The 19734-nt window shown below is 70.4% G+C and carries 14 protein-coding genes; 5 read left to right on the top strand and 9 right to left on the bottom strand.

Annotated elements, in window-relative coordinates:
* Positions 1–63 precede the first annotated feature (63 nt).
* Genes CKO31_RS02965 through CKO31_RS02955 form a run of 3 tightly spaced genes read left to right on the top strand, consistent with a single transcriptional unit; the run spans position 64 to position 2066 of the window.
* A complete protein-coding gene (locus tag CKO31_RS02965; protein WP_200233933.1) occupies positions 64–321 on the top strand; it encodes a FitA-like ribbon-helix-helix domain-containing protein in 258 nt (85 codons plus the stop codon).
* Positions 318–710, top strand: coding sequence for a type II toxin-antitoxin system VapC family toxin (locus tag CKO31_RS02960; protein ID WP_200233932.1), 393 nt, complete (start codon positions 318–320; stop codon positions 708–710). The genes CKO31_RS02965 and CKO31_RS02960 overlap by 4 nt, the downstream gene beginning before the upstream one ends.
* Before the next feature lie 18 nt (positions 711–728).
* Entirely contained in the window at positions 729–2066 is a 1338-nt protein-coding gene (locus CKO31_RS02955) for a rhodanese-like domain-containing protein (RefSeq protein ID WP_200233931.1), read from the top strand.
* Positions 2067–2124: 58 nt separating this feature from the next.
* Here the strand turns inward: CKO31_RS02955 and CKO31_RS02950 are convergent, their stop codons facing one another.
* From CKO31_RS02950 to adk, 6 genes are all read right to left on the bottom strand, one after another.
* Positions 2125–3423, bottom strand: coding sequence for a bifunctional alpha/beta hydrolase/OsmC family protein (locus CKO31_RS02950; protein WP_200233919.1), 1299 nt, complete (start codon positions 3421–3423; stop codon positions 2125–2127).
* A gap of 394 nt (positions 3424–3817) precedes the next feature.
* Positions 3818–4921, bottom strand: a complete 1104-nt coding sequence (locus tag CKO31_RS02945; protein ID WP_200233917.1) for a DUF4340 domain-containing protein — start codon at positions 4919–4921, stop codon at positions 3818–3820.
* Entirely contained in the window at positions 4918–7926 is a 3009-nt protein-coding gene (locus CKO31_RS02940) for a Gldg family protein (RefSeq protein WP_200233916.1), read from the bottom strand. Before CKO31_RS02940 ends, CKO31_RS02945 begins: the two co-directional genes overlap by 4 nt.
* Positions 7919–8938, bottom strand: coding sequence for an ABC transporter ATP-binding protein (locus CKO31_RS02935; RefSeq protein ID WP_200233915.1), 1020 nt, complete (start codon positions 8936–8938; stop codon positions 7919–7921). Before CKO31_RS02935 ends, CKO31_RS02940 begins: the two co-directional genes overlap by 8 nt.
* A gap of 194 nt (positions 8939–9132) precedes the next feature.
* Entirely contained in the window at positions 9133–10263 is a 1131-nt protein-coding gene (locus tag CKO31_RS02930; RefSeq protein ID WP_200233914.1) for a trypsin-like peptidase domain-containing protein, read from the bottom strand.
* Positions 10264–10712: 449 nt separating this feature from the next.
* On the bottom strand, positions 10713–11372 hold the full coding sequence (adk, locus tag CKO31_RS02925) for an adenylate kinase (protein ID WP_200233913.1): 660 nt from the start codon (positions 11370–11372) through the stop codon (positions 10713–10715).
* 304 nt (positions 11373–11676) lie between these two features.
* On the opposite strand from adk, the gene CKO31_RS02920 reads away from it, so the two are divergent.
* Positions 11677–12012 carry a hypothetical protein gene (locus tag CKO31_RS02920; protein WP_200233912.1) on the top strand — a complete coding sequence of 112 codons (336 nt, stop codon included), beginning with the start codon at positions 11677–11679 and terminating at the stop codon, positions 12010–12012.
* A gap of 331 nt (positions 12013–12343) precedes the next feature.
* Here the strand turns inward: CKO31_RS02920 and CKO31_RS02915 are convergent, their stop codons facing one another.
* From CKO31_RS02915 to CKO31_RS02905, 3 genes are all read right to left on the bottom strand, one after another.
* Positions 12344–14035, bottom strand: a complete 1692-nt coding sequence (locus tag CKO31_RS02915; RefSeq protein WP_200233911.1) for a tetratricopeptide repeat protein — start codon at positions 14033–14035, stop codon at positions 12344–12346.
* 151 nt (positions 14036–14186) lie between these two features.
* Positions 14187–16124 carry a CRTAC1 family protein gene (locus tag CKO31_RS02910; RefSeq protein WP_200233909.1) on the bottom strand — a complete coding sequence of 646 codons (1938 nt, stop codon included), beginning with the start codon at positions 16122–16124 and terminating at the stop codon, positions 14187–14189.
* The gene (locus tag CKO31_RS02905) at positions 16069–18882 is read right to left on the bottom strand and encodes a multiheme c-type cytochrome (protein WP_200233907.1); all 2814 of its coding nucleotides are present in this window, start codon (positions 18880–18882) and stop codon (positions 16069–16071) included. The genes CKO31_RS02910 and CKO31_RS02905 overlap by 56 nt, the downstream gene beginning before the upstream one ends.
* A gap of 575 nt (positions 18883–19457) precedes the next feature.
* Between CKO31_RS02905 and CKO31_RS02900 the strand changes: the two genes are divergently transcribed.
* On the top strand, positions 19458–19706 hold the full coding sequence (locus CKO31_RS02900; RefSeq protein ID WP_200233905.1) for a hypothetical protein: 249 nt from the start codon (positions 19458–19460) through the stop codon (positions 19704–19706).
* Positions 19707–19734 lie beyond the last annotated feature (28 nt).

The raw sequence follows: 19734 nt of genomic DNA, 5'->3' as shown, positions 1-19734 counted from the left end.
ACAGAAGGCGGTCGTTTCTCACAGCATGCTTTCATGCAGATTGCATGCAACCAGGCAAACGCAATGGCCGCAAACATCCAAATCCGTAACGTCCCCGATGACCTCCATCGCACCCTCAAGGCGCGGGCGGCCATGGCAGGCATGTCCTTATCGGACTACCTCATCGATCACATGCGCCGCCTGGCGAGCCGGCCGACACCCGAGGAAATGCGCGAGCGTCTCCGCCGGCGCGAGCCGGTGCAGGTCAGCGAGCCCGCCGCAGAGGTCCTGCGACGCGAGCGCGACGGCGAAGGGCCGGAGGGCGAACGGCGCCGGACATGATCGTTGTTGACGCATCCGTGCTGGTGGACCTGCTGCTCCGATTGGATGATGCACCGGCCCTGACAGATACACTGCTGGACCCTACACGCGTCCTCAACGTACCCCAGCTCATCGATATCGAGGTCGCCCAGACGTTGCGCCGCTATGCGAGAAACGGCGAGCTGCCCCCTGCACGTGGCCGCGCCGCACTGGACGACCTGGCGGACCTACCACTCGAGCGCTACGCGCACACTCTGCTCCTGCCGCGCATCTGGGACTATCGCGATAACCTGAGCGCCTACGACGCCACCTACCTGGCCCTCGCCGATGCCCTGGACTGTCCGGTCTGGACGCGGGACGCGCGCTTTGCGAATGCGCCGCCTGCAATCGGCCGCGTCCGGTTGATTTGAGTTGGAGACCGTCACCTCATGCGATTGATCCCCCGCCTGCTGCTCCGGGCCCTGCTGCCCCTGTCACTGCCGCTCGCGACCGCGGCGCTCGCCGATGCGCCGGCGCCGCCGACGGGTGAAGAGCTGCTGGACCAGGCCAAGGCGGCGGTGCAGGACATCACCACCGACGAGCTGGCGGCGCTGATCGAGCGGGAGCCGAGCGCCGCGGTGGTGGACATCCGCACCGGCCGGGAGGCCTGGCGGGCGGGCGGCAGCATCGATGCGCCCCGGCATCTGGACATCCCCCGCGGCTGGCTGGAGCTGCAGATCGAAACCTCGGTGACGGATCGGGACACGCCGGTGGTCGTCTACTGCGGCACCAATCTGCGCAGCCCCCTGGCCGCGCAGACCCTGGCCCGCATGGGCTACACCCAGGTCTACAACTACGCCGACGGCTTCTCCGCCTGGCGCGATGCCGGGCTGCCGGTGACCTCTCAGGACCCGGCGCCGCAGTCCATGCTCTACCGCCTGCCCCAGCAGGTGGCGAACGGCGTCTGGTCCGCCATCGGCGCCACGGCTCCGCCCACCTACGAGAACGCGGGCCACAACAACAACCTGTCCTTCATTGTCACCGACGCGGGCGTGGTGGTGGTCAATGCCGGCGACAATTATCTGCTGGCGCGGGCGCTGCACGAGGAGATCAAGCAGGTCACGGAGCAGCCGGTGAAATATGTGGTGCTGGAGAACGGCCAAGGCCACGCCATGCTCGGCGCCAACTACTGGAAGGAACAGGGCGCGACCATCATCGCCCATGCCGACGCCGCCGCGAAGATCGAAGCCCGGGGTGCGGACATCCTGGACCGGATGCGGCAGGGGCGCCGGGACAAGGGCAGCTTCACGCAGGTGGTCATGCCGGATGAAACCTTCGAGGATAAGAAGGTGCTGACCCTCGGCGGTCAGCGCATCGAGATCTTGAGCTTAGGCCCGGCCCACAGCCCCGGCGACATCTCCGTCTGGCTGCCGGAGCAAAAGCTGGTCATCGCCGGCGACATCGCTTTTCATCAGCGCCTGCTGCCGGTATTCGAGGACACAGACACCGCCGGCTGGATCGACACCTGGGACGCCTTCGAGGCGCTCGGCGCGGAGATTGTCATTCCAGGCCATGGCGAGCCGACGGACATGGCCGAGGTGACCAAGTACACCAAGGATTATCTGGTCTACATGCGCGAGCAGATCGGCGCACTCATCGACGCCGGCGGCGGCTTGACCGATGCCTATGAGGTGGACCAGTCCGCTTACCAACACCTGGATACCTTCGAGGAGCTGGCAAGGCGCAATGCCGGGCGAATCTTTCGGGAGATGGAGTTTGCGTTTTGAGGCTTTGGACGTCGGGGCCGGAGGCGTCGATGACGCCAAGGCGCAGAGCACAGCGGTGTCAGTCGGCGCTGTCGGACCCTGAGGACGGACCGCCCTGTCCCGCCAGCCGTGCCACCATGAGCGGATTGCCTTCCATGGTGCGGTGCACCGGGCAGCGGTCGGCGATCTGGAGCAGGCGGGCGCGCTGGGCTGCCGTCAGGTCGCCGGTGAGGTCGATATTGCGCTCGATGCGCTCGATGCGGCCCTGCTTGTCGGCGCCGGCGCGGATCTCATCATCACAGTCCGCCTCGCAGTCGTCCACGTGGATGCGCTCGTGCTTCAGACGGACATCCACGTCGTCCAGCGGCAGGCCCTTGTGGTCCGCGTACATGCGGATGGTCATGGAGGTGCAGGCGCCGAGCGCCATCAGCAGCAGGTCGTAGGGCGACGGTCCCAGGTCCTTGCCGCCGACGGCCTTGGGCTCGTCTGCGAAGAGCTGATGATGCTCGGTGTAGAGCCCGCGCAGGAAGCGGCCCTCGCGCTCGGTGACCACCACCTCGCCGGCGCCCACGTGCGGCGCCGTGCCGGGCCCCGCCTCCGCTGCGTGCCGGCGCAGATTGAGGTAACGGCTCGCCCAGGCCACCAGGGTCTCGGCGACGTACTCCGAGTCCTCCCGGTCGGTGAGCAGGTGGTCCGCGTCGTCCAGGGAAATGAAGCTCTTGGGATGCTTGGCGGCTTGATAGATCTTCGCCGCCTCGCCGATGGGCACGATCTCGTCCGCCGGCGAATGGAAGACCAGCAGCGCCCGCTTCAGGCGCTTGATGTGCTCGGCGTCGGCATAATGCTCCAGATCGTCAAGGAACTCGCGCTTGATCCGAAAGCGCCGGTGGCCCACCTGGACCTCGGCCTCGCCGGTGGACTCCATCTCCCCGCGCACACCACTGAACAGGTGCTCGATGTGCTTGGGGCTGCCGGGCGCGGCGATGGTCACCACCACCTCCACGCTGGGCAGCTCGTGCGCCGCCGCCAGCACCGCCGCACCGCCCAGGCTGTGGCCGATGAGCATGGCCGGTGCCGCATGCTCGGCCTCCAGCGCTTGGGCGGCGGCGATGAGGTCCTGCACGTTGGACGTGAAGCTGGTGTTGGCGAAGTCGCCGTCGCTGTTGCCGAGACCGGTGAAGTCGAAGCGCAGCACGGCGATGCCGCGGGCCGCCAGCGCCCGGCTGATGCGCGACGCCGCGGCGATGTCCTTGCCGCAGGTGAAGCAGTGCGCAAACAGCGCATGACGCAGCGTCGGCACGCCCGGCGGCGGCGTCTCCAGGAGCCCGGAGAGGGTGTGGCCTTGCGTGTTCTGAAACTCGAGCTTGATGCGTGCCATGGCGGGCTCCGGCTGCGGCGGGTCGGCTTCCGCTTGAGGGGCGCAGTATGCGGGTGGGTCGGAGACGCCGCAACGCTGCCCCGGCGCCGGCTTGGGGCAGCCTCTGGGAATGGTTGGGTATGGGTGGCTCGACGTGTCAACGCTCGGTGCCGGTGGGCTCGGGCCTCGGCGCCCTGATGTCGCGGCAGGGATGCCGCTCCCACAAGCAGCCGTGGGAGCGGCATCCGTGCCGCGACGACTTCCAGGGCCTCGGCGCACCGATCTCGCGGCAGGGATGCCGCTCCCACAGGCAACCGTGGGAGCGGCATCCTTGCCGCGACAACTTCCAGGGCAGATGGTCCGCAGATGGGACTGTCCGCGGCGTGATCGGCGTTATGGCCGAGGCCCGTGCCGATTAATCGGCGGCCTCCGCGGTGTCCTCTTGCGCGGGCGGAGCCGGGCCCGGGTCGGCAGCGCTTTCAGTGGTCGCCGGCGGCTCGGCGTCCGCCTCGCCATCGCTCGCGCCGTCGTCCGGGCGCTCGCCCAGCAGCCGCGCCCGGTCCGTCTCCAGCAGGGTCTCCGCGTCGAAGGCGCTCAGGCGGTAGACATAGGGCTCGGCGTCGCGCTTGAGCACATAGTCTTCGCTGTCGGCGATGGGTGCGAGGCGGTAGCGGCGGGTCTTACCGTCGTGCTCGATGGTCAGCACCCGGGCCGGGTCGTCCAGGTCGTAGCTCAGGTCGCTGTCCGGCCGGAGCACGCCGGTGTAGCCGACGGCGGCGACGGCGTTGACCAGGCCGTCGACGGCGGCGGTGTCCAGCTCCGCGTCGCTGCCCGCCAGCGACCAGCCGTCCTCGCCGCGCACCAGCGCCCAGTCCTCGGTGCCGACGCGGGTGATCTCGCCGCGGTCGAACTGGAGGCGGCCGCGATCGATCCAGTCGTCCGGCGTCGCACCCAGATCGAACAGCGCCAGGCGCAGGTCGTAGATGGCGTCCTCGCCCTCGGCGCGGGCGAAGATGCGGCGGAAGCCCGGCGAGTCGCCGAGGAACAGCACCGCCTCGCCGCCGTCGCCGCGCAGCGTCAGGCGACGCTCGAAGGCGTCCTCGGCGACGCGGAAGCGGCGGCGGGCGTCGGCGCTGGTGGCCACCGGCAGCGGGCGCTTGAGGTCCGCCAGGTCGTCCAGCAGGGCGTCGACGCGGCTGCCGCCGGCCGGGAAGCCGTCCAGCGTCGGCAGCACCCAGTCGTCGCCGCTGCGCTCCAGGCTGACGGTGTCGCCGCCTTCGCCGGCAGCGATCTCGATAGCGCTCACAGCCTCCATGTCCAGCGCCAGCAGGGGCGTGTCGCCGGCGGCCGGTGCCAGACCGTGCCCGCCGCCGAGGAGCAGCGCCGCGATGATCTGCACCACCAGCACCGCCGCCAGCAGCAGCACCAAGGGACTGCGCAGCGCCGGCCGCCAGGCGGCGTCCAGGCCGAGGCGGCGGCGGGCGGCGGCGGCCCGTGCGCTCAGGGTCGTCTCGCTCATGCCGGTGCCCTCCTGCCGGTGTCGGCCTGAAGCATCGCCGCCAGCGAGCGCTCGCGGCGGCGGCGCAGCAGCCGATGCAGCCAATACACCAGGCCCAGGCCGGCGGCGGCCAGGGCATAGTTCAGGTATTCCCAAAAGATGCGCTGCTGGCGGCTCACGGGCTCCAGCAGCCGGCTGAACTGCCCGCCGCCGCGCAGGGCCAGGAGGCCGCGGTCCTCCAGCGACCATTCCACGGCGTTCTGCACGAATTCCAGCGGCTTCAAGTAGCGGCTCTGGGTCGCCTCCGTGGCGAGGCTGATGGCGGTGTCCGACAGGAAGCTATCGGAGCCGATGACCATCAGCCGTGCCGACGGCGGCGAGTGCTCCACCACCGTGGAGATCACGGGTGTCTCCGTCTCGTCGTCGGCAGGCTCGGTCGGGTTGTCCGCGGCGAGGTCGGCGGCGGCATCGCCCGATGCTGCGTCCGCGCCGTCGCCGGTCTCATCCGCCGCATCCTCTGCCGGCAGCAGCGGCGAGCGCTCGCCGGCGAACGCGGACTCGAAGCGGCCTTCCACCATCACCGCCAGCAGCTTGCGGCCGCGGTCGTCACCCACCGGGAAGCCGAGCCGGCCGTACTGCTCGAAGTCCGGCTGCATGTCCGGCGACTCGGTGGTCCAGGCGTCCGGCGAGCTCTCGATGAGCCGGGTCACGGTGCGCTCGGCGCCGGCGTCGGCATCCCCGTTCTCGGCATCCCCGGTCTCGGCATCAAGGGTAATGGGCGAGGTCCAATTCATGGTGATCTGGCCCAGATTGGCCGTGATGCCGGTGGCCGCCGACAGCCCGTCTGCGCGCACGTCCGGGAAGTACGGATAATCCAGGGTCTGGATCTCCTCCACCGTGAAGCCGCCGACGCGCCGCGGCACCGGGATCGGGAAGGGGGTGTTCTGCGGGTCCATCACCAGGGCCTGCTCCAGGGTTACGCCCTGCGCCGCGAGCCAGTGGTCGAGCCCCGTCTGCGCCGGCGCGGCGGTGATCTCGCGGCCGGTGAGGTCCACGTCGAACCGCGCCGCCGCCACCATGACGGTGCCGCCCTGCATCAGGAACTGGTCCACCGCGAAGCGCTGCGCCGCGTCCAGCGAGCTCGGGTCCACCACCATCAGCAGGTCCGCGTCCTCCGGCACCTGGCCGGAGGCGAGGTCGGTCTCGCGCAGCGCGAAGCCCTCGCGCAGGGTGTCCTTGAGCAGGGTGTAGCCGGGCCCTGGCGCCTGCGGCATGCCGGGCATGGCCGGCGCCGGCGGGTCCGGGGTGTAGAGGGCGACGGTGCGCAGCACACCGGGGGCGAAGCGCTTGATGCCGGCCTCGACGGCACGCGCCAGGCTCGCCTTGTCCAGCCCCTCCGGCAGCGGCACGGGCACCGCGCGCTCGCCCTGCTCCAGCACCATGTAGAAATAGAAGGGCTGCGGGTCCAGCAGGCCCAGCACCAAGGGCTGAAAGCCGAAGCGCTCGTCGATCTCCTGCGCCAGCGCCGGGTCCTGATCCGGGTCGACGATGTCCCAGGTAAAACGCTCCTCACCGCCGCGGTTGGCTTCGGCGGCGAGCTCCGTCAGCACCGCCTCCAGGTCCTCGCGCAGCGCCGGCAGCGGCTCCGACAGGCTCGCCGCCGGCGAGATGAAGCCGCGGAAGCGGATGGGCTCGCCGATGCCCGCGAAGGCGTCGCCGCCGCCCTGGTAGCCGTAGAGCACCTTCTTGATGGTACGGGTGAGGTCGTACTCCGGGTTGCGCAGGCGCACGTCCAGATCCGTCTCGCCCTGGACCTTGACCTCGATGAGGTCCTGGAAGCCCAGGGTCTCGAACTGATCGCCGTACTTCACCAGCACATCGAAGTAGGAATTGACCACCCCCGCCTGGTACTTGCTCGCGGTCTGGAAGGCCACCGGGCGGATGCCGTACTGCTCGCCCGCCTCGCGCTCCAGCTCCGGGGACGTCGCCGGGTCCACGAATTCCACCTGGACATTGGGGCCGCCGACCACCTCGTACTCCCGCAGCAGGTCGCGCAGCTGCGGCACCAGCGGCGCCAGCAGCGGATGGGTCTCGGCGCTGAAATAGCCGCGGATCAAAAGCGGCTCCCGGAGCTGCTGAAGATAGGTGCGGGTGGCCTCGGAGACGGTGTAGCGCTGCCCCTCGGTGAGGTCGGCGCGCGCCGTGCCCACCTGCTGCAGCCACAGGTTGGCGGCGATGAGGTTGGCCGCCGCCAGGACGGTGATGAGCGTCCAGCGGTGGTGGCCGGCGCGATGCTCGCTGTCCGCCGCCCAGCGCAGGCGCTCCAGGCTATCGATGCAAAGCGCCAGGAACACCGCCGTCAGGCTCAGGTAGTAGTACAGGTCCCGCAGGTCGATGACGCCGCGGGTGATGGACTCGAAGCGCGCGCCGGTGCCGAACAGCCGCAGCACCTCGGCGGCGCCGTGCCCGAACAGGCCCGTCAGCGCCGGCGAGCCGATGAGATAGAACGCCACACAGAGCAGCGTCGTGCCGATGAGGGCGACGATGGGGTTGTCCGTGCGCGCGGAGACGAAGAGGCCGATGGCGATGTAGGCCGCCGCCAGCAGCAGGGTCGCCAGATAGGCCCCGAGCACCGGCCCCCAGTCCAGCGGCCCGAGGATGGACACGGTCACCGGCAGCGGCAGGGTCAGCGCCAAGGCCACCGCCACCAGCGCCAGCGCCGCCAGGAACTTGCCCAGCACCAGCTTCCAGGTCGCCACGGGCAGGGTCGCCAGCACCTCCAGGGTGCCGGCGCGGCGCTCCTCGCTCCACAGCCGCATGGTGAGTGCGGCGGCGAGGAAGATCAGCAACAGCGGCATCCAGTCGAACAGCGGCCGGGTATCCGCCAGATTCCGCGCGAAGAAGGCGTCCACCCAGAAGAAGACGAACAGACAGGCCGCCAGGAAGGCGCCGATGAACAGATAGGCCACCGGCGAGCCGAAGAAGCTTGCGAGCTCCTTGCGGCTGACGCGCAGGATGTCAGCCATGGGCCGCCTCCTGAGCACCCCGCTGTGGGCCTTGGTGAGCGCCTTGGTAGGCACCGGCATCGACCTCGGCAATGGACTCGGCGCCGGCGGGCGGGAGCGCCTCAGCGATCTGCCCGAAGACGGCCTCCAGGCCGTGGCGCTCGCGCTCCAGGGCGTAGAGCGCCCAGCCCCGCTCGGCGATGGCCGCAGCCACCTGCGGCGCAACCGTACCGGGGTCCTCGGTGGTGAGGGCGAAGTCGCGGCGGGCGCCCTCGTCGCCGATGTGGTCCACGGCGGTGATGCCGGGCACCGCGGTGAGCAGCTCGCGCACGTCGCCCGGGCGCCGGTCCAGGGTCACCCGCAGCCGCGGCGTGGCACCGATGGCGCCGATAGCGCTGTCCAGCGCCAGGCGGCCGGCGCGCATGATGAGCACCCGCCCGCAGACGGCCTCCACCTCCTGCAGGATGTGGGTGGAGATGATCACCGTCGCATGGCCCGCCTGCTCGCGGATCAGCGCGCGCATGTGCTGGATCTGCGAGGGGTCCAGGCCGTTGGTGGGCTCGTCCAGGATCAGCACGTCCGGCTCGTGCAGCAGCGCCGAGGCCACGCCCACGCGCTGGCGGTAGCCGCGGGAGAGGGTCGCCACCGTCGCCGTCGCCTTGGGACCGAGCTCGGTGCGCTCCACGGCGCGGCGGATGGCCGCCGGGCGCTGCCGGGCCGGAATGCCGTGCAGCGACCCTTGGTAGTCCAGGTGCTCCAGTACGGTCACGTCCGGATACAGCGGGCAGTTCTCCGGCAGATAGCCGATCCTGCGCTGCACCTCGCGCCGTCGGGCGGCGATGTCGGTGCCGTCGATGCGGATGCTGCCGCCGCTCGGCTCCAGAAAGCCCGTCAGCATCTTGAGGATGGTGGTCTTGCCGGCGCCGTTGTGGCCCAGCAGACCGACGATCTCGCGGCGGCCGATGTCGAAGGAGACCCTGTCCACCGCCTTGAGCGCGCCATAGCTGCGGCTCAGCTCGCGTACTTCGATCATGTTCGCGCTTCCCGTATTGTCGCCGTTGCGCCCGGCACCCGCGCGCCGGCGCGGGCGCCGGAACGTGCGCCCGTCTTCGCGTGGGGCTGGCTTCCAGGTCCCGGCGGGTCGGGATTGGGACGCTCCCCCGCCGGCGCGGCGGGATTTGACAGCAGCCGGGCTGCCGCCTGCAAGGGCCGGTGGATGACAATCCGTTAAGGCATGCACTCCACATGCACGGTGAGCCCGGCAGCGCGGCGGCGCACCTCCTCGCGCGTGAGCTCGCCGAGCGCGGCGGCGCTGTAGAAAGGCAGATCGGCGGCGCTCAGAAAGTCGCGCAGCGCCGCCGCCGGCAGGGCCCGGGCGCCGTCGTCGTCGCCAGGCAAGGCGATCCCGACGACGAGGCCGCCGCTGCCGAGCAATGGCGCGCCCCATTGCGCCGGTCCCTCCGGCAGGCTCAGTGCCGCATGCGCGTCGCCGGCCGGAGCCTCTGCGCCTCGCGCTCGGGCGCTGTCTGCTACAGCAGGCTCACCGTCCTCAGCGGGGACGACGGCGGCGTCGACAATGCTCACAGCTGCGGTCAGCACCCCGCGCAAGGGCAGCGTCGCCGCGAGCACTTGACTCTTCGGTGGTGCGGAGCCGTCGTTGAGCACCGCCGGCCGCCCCCGTAAGCCCTCCGCCACCAGCACCGCAAGACCTGCGGGCGGATCGCGACGCAGCAGCCCTGTATCGCGCCAGGCCCCGTCGTAGTAGACACGCAGCCCGCGGCAGTCGGCGACGAGCCGATCCGCCGTCAGCACCATGCCCTGGGGGTTCAGCAGGATGCCGCTGCCGGCGGCAAGCCGCAGCCCGGCCGCGCCGCCGGGCGCACCGCGCGCGAAATCGAAGCGCCCCCGCAGGCACTGCTGCGCCGCGGATTCCGCGATGCGCGACGAATCAACGGCACCACGGCCGGCGAAGGCGAAAACGTGATTGATGACCTCCAGCGCGTCGTCACCGATAATGCGCCGTCCACCGGTGGTCTCGGTCCCGCCGTAAGGCCCCGCGGCGCTCGGGAGAACCGGCCGTCCGGCCAGTATGGCCACTGCCCGGTCGAGGCCGACACCCTCGCGCATGGCCTCCGCCAGCTCCAGTGCAAAGGCCCGCACACGCTCGCAGAGCACATCGCCCTGCCCCGCGCCGACGCCGGCCGTGTCTGCCCGTGCAGTCACGCTGCGCCCGGGCTTGGCTCCACCGGGCGCCTGCTCACAGGCCGTCTGCGAGTAGGTCACATTGCCGTCGGCGTCCACGCATTTGTGCATTCCCGCCGCCAGCGGAACGCCGGAGACATAGAGCAGGAGCGACACCCAACAACTCCGCAGCCACATGGTCGACACCTAAAACAGGGACGGTCACCGCCCAATCACGGCATCCGGCGGCAGGCGAGCGAAATCGTCGATGACACCGGCGGCGCAGGGCGCGGTATGGCCCCACCCGCCAGAGCACGAGGTTGCGCCGGGCCGAGTTATCGGGCGCCGGGCTTGTTGAGCCTCCAACCGGGCGGTGAAGACGGTCAGCGAGGTCTAAAGCGCCGGCAAGCCGCGGCGGTTGAAGCGCCCGCCAGGGCGGGCGGCGCCGGTACCGGCGGCGGGCAGATAAGCCCAGCACGCGCTGTGGGCCAGGTAGATGAGGCCGCGGTATTCTCGCCTGGCTGCGCCAGGCGGCATGCTGCGATCCTTGGCCGCCCTGGAGCTACCATGCCGCTAGGCTCGGCCTAGGCGAACCCGCCGCAGTCAACAGTCACCGAAGCGCGCCGTCAGGCCTTCTCCAGCTCGCCGATGATGCGATCGCGGATCTCGTCCACGCCGCCGACGCCCTCCACCTTGATGTAGCGCGGCGCACCCTCCCCGCCTTTCTCGGCCCAGGTGGAGTAGTAGTCGATCAGCGGGGCCGTCTGGTCGTGGTAGACCTTGAGGCGCTGGCGGACGGTCTCTTCCTTGTCGTCGTCGCGCTGGACCAGCGGCTCGCCGGTCTCGTCGTCTTTGCCGGCTTCCTTGGGCGGGTTGAATTCGACGTGGTAGGTACGCCCGGAGCCCGGGTGCACGCGCCGCCCGGACATGCGCTTGATGATCTCCTCGTCCGGGACGGCGATCTCCACCACGGCATCCACGAAGATGCCGGCGTCCTTCAGCGCATCTGCCTGAGCCAGGGTGCGCGGGAAGCCGTCGAAGAGGAAGCCGTTCTTGCAGTCGTCCTCGGTGATGCGCTCCTTGACCATGCCCATGATGATGTCGTCCGAGACCAGCCCGCCCTCATCCATGATCTTCTTCGCGGCCTTGCCCAGCTCGGTGCCGGCCTTCACGTGACCGCGCAGCATGTCGCCGGTGGAGATCTGCGGGATATCGAAGTGCTCCTTGATAAACCCGGCCTGGGTGCCTTTGCCGGCCCCGGGGCCGCCGAGCAGGATGACGCGCATGGGTGCTTCCTCAGTCTGGTGGTTGGTGAAGCATGCAGGCTGCCACAGGGCGGGCACTACGGCAATTTCGGCAATCGGATATGCCAATAACCCTGTCTTATGCAACGGAAAGCCATCTGCTACCTGGGCGAGGGTCATCCCGTGCCCGACTCACCACCTGTGCCCGCCACCACACACCGATCATCGGCCGTGGTGACACTTGGCACTTTCCCTTATCGTCTCTAATGTTTCCGCCGGTATACTTATGCGTTGGGACCCTTGGGTCCCAGCCAAATCTCAACGAGCGAAACGAGGAGGCAATGCCATGAAGAATCTCGCGCTGAGCGCCGCTGGTGGCGCATTGCTTGCCGCCCTTGCCGCAACGCCGGCGCAGGCGTTCTGGGGCTCCTGGGGCGATGGCCCCTGGTATGGCGGCCCCTGGCACGGCGGCCCCTGGTACGGCGGCTATCCGCACTATGGCGGCTATGGCTATCCGTACCGTGGTGGCTGGGGCGGCTATCCCGGCTATGGCTGGGGCGGCTACCCAGGCTATGGCTGGGGCGGTGGTTATCCGGGCTACGGCTGGGGCGGTTACTACCCCTACGGCTACACCCAGCCCGCGGCGCCGTCGGCGCCGGAGTCCAGCAGCACGGAGCGGTGATGGACTGAAGCCAGTCGGCGGGCGTAGAGCCCGCCGGATGGGATGTGCAAGGGCCGGGCAGCCGGCCCTTTTTTTATGCCTGCGCACCCATGGAGCTGGCGCAGCGACCGCCGAGCTGCGGAGACTCGCATGAGTCCTGCGGGCGTCGATCGCAACCCCTATACGCGCACCTGGGACCGGCGTCCTCCGCTTGACCCGCGGCCAGTCGCGGCAAGGATGCCGCTCCCACGGAGGCAATGGGCTGGTCGGAGTTATGCTCTAGGCGCGCCTGCGCGTCACCGGAGCGACGCACCACTGATGGCGTCCTCTCTTGCATGACGGTGGCGGCCGCTCAGTAGGGCTTGGTCGCAGGATAGTCCCGCATCAGTTGGTCTGCGTTGAACGGCGGTGGCGCCAGCAAGGGGTCGGCTTCCGGCCATGCCTCGGGCAGGCGACCCTCGGCGTAGGCGGCGAGCTCGGCGTCGAGCAGCTCGGCCTCCGCCGGCGGCAGCATCCAGGCGGCCTGTTTTAGCGGGCGCAGCAGCTCGGCGGCGCCGTCGAAATCACCGCCCGCGGCAAGCGCCAGCGCCAGGGCCCGCTGGTTCGGTGGTATGGGCCCGCCCGCCTTTGGGTCGGCCATCAAGGCCGCGGCCAGCGCCTGGGCGGCCTGCGGCTCCCGCAGCGCCGGGTCATCCGCCGCCGCCAGCAGCCGTGACAGGGCGTACTCGAGCTGCGGGTCATCGGGATGTGCGTCGCTGCGCTCGCGCAGACGTACCAGCACCTGCACCTCGGGCGCGCCGGCGCGGCGCGCCGCCACCGCCGCCAGCACCCGAGCCGGCGCCACATCGGTATCCGCCGCGAGCACGGCCAGATACCCGTCGGAGGCCTCGGCGTAGCGCCCGGCGCGAAACTCCAGATTCGCGAGCTGGAAAGCGGCCCCGGCGTGCCCGGGCGCCAGCGCCAGCACCTGGCGGTAATGCTCGGTGGCAGCCGCCGACTGGCCCCGTTGCTGGGCGACGACGCCGGCGAGGAACACCGCCAGGGGCGCGTCCGGCGCGGCTTTCAGCGCGCGGCCGAGCTCCGCGGCGGCGCGGTCGTGCTCGCCGGTGAGCCAGAGCACCCGGGCATAGCTGACGCGCGCGTCGGCATTGTCCGGCGCCACCGCCAAGCCCTCGGCGAAGCCCTGCACCGCCTCGGCATAATCGCCGCCGCGCACCGCGTGCAGGGCCGCTTTGAAGGCCGGCAGGGCCCGGCTCGTCGCCGCCTGCAGCTCATCGATGAGCGGATCGGCGATATCCGGCTCGCGCAGCTCGAAGGCGCCCAGGTGCTCGCGCGCCGCCTCGGTGTTGCCGAGCGCCCGGTGGGCCTGGGCCAGCGGATAGTGCACTTCGGTGGCGTCGGGATTGGCGGCGAGCGCCGCTTCCAACAGTGCGATGGCGTCGTCGAAGCGACGCTCCAGCACGGCGATCTGACCCAGATAGTAGTTGGCGGGAGCAGCGAGGCGAGGCTCCCGCGCCGCGCGGGTCAGCGCCGCCCGCGCCTGGGGCAGTGCGCTGCGATCCAAGTGCACCTTGCCCAGGCGCAGGTAGAGCGGCGCATAGTCGGCGTCGATGGCCTGGGCCTGCTCCAGGTAGGCCAAGGCGCGCTCCAGGTTACCGGCGAGCATGGCGAGATAGCCGGCGTAGTAGGGCCAGCGGAAGGCGTCCGGCTGCAGTGCCATGGCATTGCGCAGCGCGGCGTCCGCCTGGGCCTCCACCTCCACCAGGATCAACAGCGCGCCGAGGCGGCCGTAGGCGTCCGCCAGCGCAGCGACGTCCGCGTCATCGTCGGCCAACAGCCGGCTCAGCTCCCCGCGCGCCTTGGCCAGGGCCTCCTGCATCAGCGGCTCGGCACCGCTGGTGTCGGCATCCAGCACCCGGGCCAGCTCGGCGCCGGCGCGCGCCGGCGGCTCGGCGACCAGGTCCGCCCGGGTCGCCCCGCCGGTGAGCAGCAGGGCGACGAGCAGCCCTGCAGCCAGACCACGTCCGACCCATCCGGCGCCCACGACGCCCCAGAGCGCGGGCGAGCATCCGTTGTAGGTCGGGCTGAGGCACGAAGACCGACACCGAGCTTGCTTTAACTGCCTGATACCGGATTCGGTCTTTGATCTGACGCCGACTGGCACTCTGCTGCGCAATGCAAACCCCATGCCGCCCTCATCCATCGTCGCCACCCTGCTCAATGGTCAGCGTGGTATCCAGCACCGTCGGCTTCACGGTCTGCTCGCTGCCGTCCGGCCAGATCACACGCAGCGTCACGGCAGCCGGATCAGCCAGCTCGCCGAGGCCGAAGGTCACCGGCCGCTCCACTTGCGAGAGATAGCCGCGGGTCGGCCGTATAGCCCGGTAGCGGGTGACGCCGTCTGCGGTGAGGGCCAGGCGGGCACCGATGGCGCCGGTATTCGGCGCCCGGCCCACCAGCTCGACGCGCAGCCAGTGGTGGCCAAGCGCCTGATCGTTGCGCAGAAGTGCCGGGCGGCGCCCGTTTTGGGTCATGAGCACGTCCAGGTCGCCGTCGGCGTCGATGTCCGCGTAGGCGATGCCGCGGCCCACCAGGTCCTGCGCCAGGTCGCCGACGGCGGCGGGCTGCGGCGGCAGGTGCACGAAGCGCGCACCGCAGGCCTCGCCGCAATTCCAGAACAGCGACGCCGGCTGGGCGTAGTGCTGACTCTGCTGGACCTTGTGGATATCGTGCTCCAGGTGGCCGTTGGCCAGCAGCAGGTCCTCGCGGCCGTCCAGGTCGTAGTCGAAGAACATGAGCCCGAAGGTGAGCGGAATGCGCGAGGCGGGCCCCAGGCCCTCCAACACCGCCTCGTCCACGAAGGGCGGGCCGCCGTTCGTGGTCACGAAGAGCGAGGCCATCTCGTTGGCGAAGTTGCCGACGGCGATGCCGAGATCCGCGTCGTCGCGGAAGCGCGCGACGTCCACGCCCATGGCCGAAGTGCCCTTGCCGTTCCTGTCGTAGGCGACGCCCTCGAAGATGGCCGTCTCCTCGAAGCGGCCGTCGCCGAGGTTGCGGTAGAGGAAATTGCGCACCGTGTCGTTGACCACGATGAGGTCCTCCCAGCCGTCGCCGTCGTAGTCGAAGGGCACGACGCCGAGGCCCTTGCCCACCGGATTGCCGGTGACGGGATCGGATACCCGGATGCCGGCGGCGGCGGAGACGTCGCTGAAGCGCACCCGCCCGTCCGCGTCCAGGCCGTCGTTGCGATAGAGGACGTTGTCGGTGCCGACGAAGTTCACGGGTGCGCCATAGGCGCGGCCGAGGCCTGTCAGGCGAAAGTCGATCTCCAGGTCGATGTCGCGCGACCACTTGACGTAGTTGACGACGAAGAGGTCCAGATCCCCGTCCCGGTCGTAGTCGAAGAAGGCCGCGCTGCTCGACCACGCATCGTCCCGGCCGGCGACACCGGCGGCGTCGGTGATGTCCTGGAAGCGCCGGCCGCTGTCCTCGGCCGGTCGATTGAGAAACAGCCGGTTACCGTTCAGCGTGGTGAGATAAACATCCTCCCAGCCGTCGCCGTCCACATCGCCCACGGCGACGCCCATGCCGTAGGTGCTGATGTCGAGCCCGCTGCGGTTGGTGACGTCCTCGAAGTGCCCCGTGCCGTCGTTGCGGTAGAGCTTCTGGGTGGGCGGCTCCGAGCGGGTCTCGTGGCCGGCCCATTCGCGGGAGTTGACCAGGAACAGGTCCTGATCGCCGTCGCGGTCGTAGTCGAAGAAGGCCGCACCGCTGCCGATGGTCTCCGGCATCAGGCGCTCGCCGTAGGCGCCGTTGACGTGGACGAAGTCGATGCCGGCCTCTTCGGTGATGTCGGTGAACTGGACCTGTGGCGGCGTCGTGGCGACCCGGGCTTGGGAGCCCGCAGCGCCTGCCGCGGCCTGCTCCGGCGCGGCTGCCACCTCCGGCAGGGCGATCTCGGCCTCCTCCACCGGCGCCGGCGCCTCGGGCTGGAGCAGCAGGTAGGCTGCGGCGGCGACGAGCGCCGCCGCCGCGATCACCGCCAGCGAGACCAGAAAGGCCCGGCGGATACGGGCCTCACCGCGGGTGGGAAGCGGTCTGGGCCTGGAAGGTGGTTTCTGCTCGATGTTCATACTGCTCGTCCGGTCGCAGCGCATAGATGGCCACCGGCGCCGCCGCATGATCCGCCGCCGGGTTGCGGCTGCGGTGGATGCTGACGGCGCGCTCGATGGCGTTGTCGTCGGTGCGATAGTGCTCGTGGCGCGCGCGGTGGTGGGCGGCGCCGTCGGCGTCGCCCAGCTCCGCCAGCACCAAGCTCAGGTTGTGGTGGGCGGCGGCGTTCTCCGGGTCGATGGCCAGCGCCTGCGCCAGGCGCTCGCGGGCGCGGGTCAGCAGGGCCTCCCGGGCCTCGCGGCGGGCATCGCCGCGCTCGCGCCGGGCGCGCTCGTAGAGGGTGCGCCCGAGCGTGGTCAGCATGCGGTAGTCCCGGCCGAAGTCGAAGCCCCGCGCACGGGCGGCATTGAAGCGGGTGTCGGCCAGCGCCTCCAGGGCCTCGATGGCGCGGTCGAGGTCGCCCTGGTCGCGGGCGATGAGCCCCGTGTACCAGGCCGCCAGCCAGGGTGGCGCGCCCTGCTGCGCCGCGCGCGCCAACGCCTGCGCGGCCTCATCGAGCCGCCCCTCGCGGTGCAGCACCCGGGCGAGGTTCAGGGCGCCGTCGCCGCCCTGCCCCAGCGCCGACTGCAATCGCTCCACCTCGCGGAAGGCGGCCTCGGCTTGGCGCGACTCGCCCCGCGGTCCCTCCCGGAACAGCCCGATGCCATAGTCATTCCAGCGCTCCCAGTGAGGGGCAGCCGGGGGTGTCGCCGCAGCCGCCGGCGGCGCCGCGCCGCCGGCCACGGGCAGGTGCACCCGATCGGCGGCCAGGGTGGTGATGGGCAGATCGTTGCGCTCGAAGGTGTCGCCCTGCATGAACCGGACGAAGCGGGTATCGAGCTTGCGGTAGCGCAGCGCGGCGTCGATGGTGACGGGACCCTCGGCATCCGCCGGCACATCGAAGGCATAGTGCACCACCGCTGCCGCCCCCGGCGGGATCTGATGATCATAGAGGGCGACGAAGATGTCCTGGGCATTGCGCCGGGTGATGCGGTTGCCCGCGCGGTCCAACAGATAGGCGTTGCCGAACCAGGCCCAATCGTCCACGGCACCCGTCGCGTCCCTGGCACCGGAGCGGGCGACGACCTCGCCGCCGGCGCTCAGGCTCACATCCAGCCAGACCTCGTTGGAGTCCGCGGTGCCCTGTGTCAGTGCGTGGCCCATCCCGGTGGTGCGCACCACCACCTCCAACAGATAGCGCCCACCCGGCTCCAGCATCGGCAGCGCCGGGCGCAGCGGCGCCTGCAGCGCGCCCTCGATGCCGCTGCCCGCCTTGAGGCCAAAGATGTCCACGCGGGCGGCGTCCTGCATGGTCGCCACCCGCGCGGCGTTCTCCTGCGCCGGGCGCTCCAGCATCGCCGCCACGGCGGTGTTGGCGGCGGCGAAGAGATGATCGTGCACCGCCAGCATCCCCTCGCCGTCGGGGCCGTCCATGCGCCGCGCCGCCGGGTCGTCAGCGGCCACCGCCGGCATGTGGCAGCCGTTGCAGCCGGCCTCCGCCTGCGCCGGATAATAGAAGCTGTCCACCCGGTGGCCGGAGACCCCGCTCATCAGGAAGCTGTCGTAGTGGTTCTGCCCGCGCAGCCAGCGGTAGTGGTTCAGCGCCTGCGGCAGGTGCACCTTGTGGCAGGCGGCGCAGAATTCCGGCGTCTCGTGCACCGGCTTCAGCAGTGTGCGCTTGTGGAAGGCAGGCTTGGCGCGGATCAGCTGGCGGTGCAGAAAGCGCCCGAGGGCGGAGTCGCTGTCCGCGAAGGGGTAGCGCGGCGGCGGCGCGATGCTGTAGTCGCCATTGCCCACCGGGCTGTTCACGGCGGTGATGGCATGGCAGCCGAGGCAGCCGATGCCGAAGCTCGCGCCTGGGTCCGCGGCCGGGTCATAGGTCGGGTCGTCGAACCGGCCCGAGAAGAGCGGCACCTGGTCGTGGCAGACGGCGCAGAGCCGGGCCGCCTGCACATCCCCGTCCCGTTCCAGCAGCACCGAGCGCACCTCGTCCACTGCAGCCCGATAGGCCGGGTTGTTGAAGGAGCTGAACCGGTGCATGGAGCCCGCGTGCTGGGCGGCGATGTCCGCGTGGCACTCGGCGCAGGTCGCATCCTGCATCAGCCGCCCGGGCGGGATGGCCTCACCGGCGGGCACCGTCGCCAGCGCCGGCTCGAAGGCCCGCACCATGTCCGGCTCATGCAGCAGCTTGAGCCCGTGCACCCCGAGCGCCAGCGCCGCAAAGCCCGCGGCGGCACCTGCCCAGACCACACCCGCCCGCCAGCGCAGCGGCGGACCCGCCAGCCGGTGCAGCACGAAGAGCCACACGGCCAGCACCGGCGCGAGCACGTGCACCCAGTAGGCAAAGCTGCGCACCGCCGGGTCGTTCACCTCGAAGACGCCGAACCGCGTCAGCAGGATGCCGGAGACGAACAGCGCCACCAGCGACCCGTAAAGCGCCAGCCCGGCGCGGATTGCATACCGGTTCGGCCGCCACCGCGCCCGACGGAAGTGCAGCGCCCCGAACACCAGCGCCGGCACCATCAGCACCAGGCCCAGCAGCAGGTGGCCGAGAAACATCACCAGGTACGCCCGGTTCTGCAGCACCACGCCGGAGACCTGCTCCGTGACCGTCACCGCCAGCAGGTACAGCGAATTCACCGCCATCAGCCCGGCGCCGACCAGCACCAGCACCAGCAGGCGGCGCAGCGCCGGCGTCAGGACGGGGAGCGTCGAGCGAGATAAGGGAGCTTCGGCCATGGCACGCGGGCGAGACAGCGGTCCGGACCATCCGTGGACGACACCTCCTCAACCGCAAAACTATAGCGCGCCCTGGTGCCGCACGGGGGCAGAAACTGGATGGGAGCTGTGGTTTTGCCGACTATCCCCGTGCAGAGCGACCACCGGGGCCAGGCAGGCCGAGCGGTGCAGAACAACCCGGACCTCCCCGTCACCTCGTCACCCAGCGGGGCCCGAAACCGCTCGCGCGCCTGAATGTGGAGCAGGACTTGATCCGTGTCGTCAGCCACGAGGAAGCGGCGGGGCGCTGCCGCGGCCGCCCGATAGCAATCCTGGAACGAGGCTGGCCGATCCAGTACGGCTACCGTATCCGACACTGGGTTGCGAATCAGGAGCGCAGTGCCCTAAGCGCCTCCAGCGGTTGGATGAGGCGCGAGCGCAAGCCGCGCGCGAGGCGCTCTGACGCTGTTCGTCCCGGCTTCTCGACACCAGACCGCGCGCCTGAGCGACGACCCACCGGGGCGCGACCGTGCCATCGAGCCGATCCCGATCTCAATCAGGGGAACCAGCGAAACCGCTGCCAAGCGGAGGCCGCCATGACCCAACAAGGCTTCGCCCGTGAGGTCTGGGTGCCGGCGCCGGTGGCCGCCCAGATCCATCGTCGCGGACCACAGGACATCACCTCGCGCGTGCTGCGCACAACCGGCCGGCTGCGGGTGTATCCCGAGCCATCGATACCGGAGCCGATCGCGCGCCGGCGTCTCGGCGCCGGGGAGTCCGCAACCCTGGCCATCGCAGCCGGCTGCTCGGCGAGGCGCGCCGACAACTGCGTCTGCGCTGCCTGAGGCTTCGAAAAAGGGAGATAACTCCGGC

The organism is Thiohalocapsa halophila (genome assembly GCF_016583825.1).
GTDB classification, from domain to species: Bacteria; Pseudomonadota; Gammaproteobacteria; order Chromatiales; family Chromatiaceae; genus Thiohalocapsa; species Thiohalocapsa halophila.
Note: the sequence above shows the minus strand (reverse complement) of the source record. Positions and strands in the feature narration are given on the sequence as shown.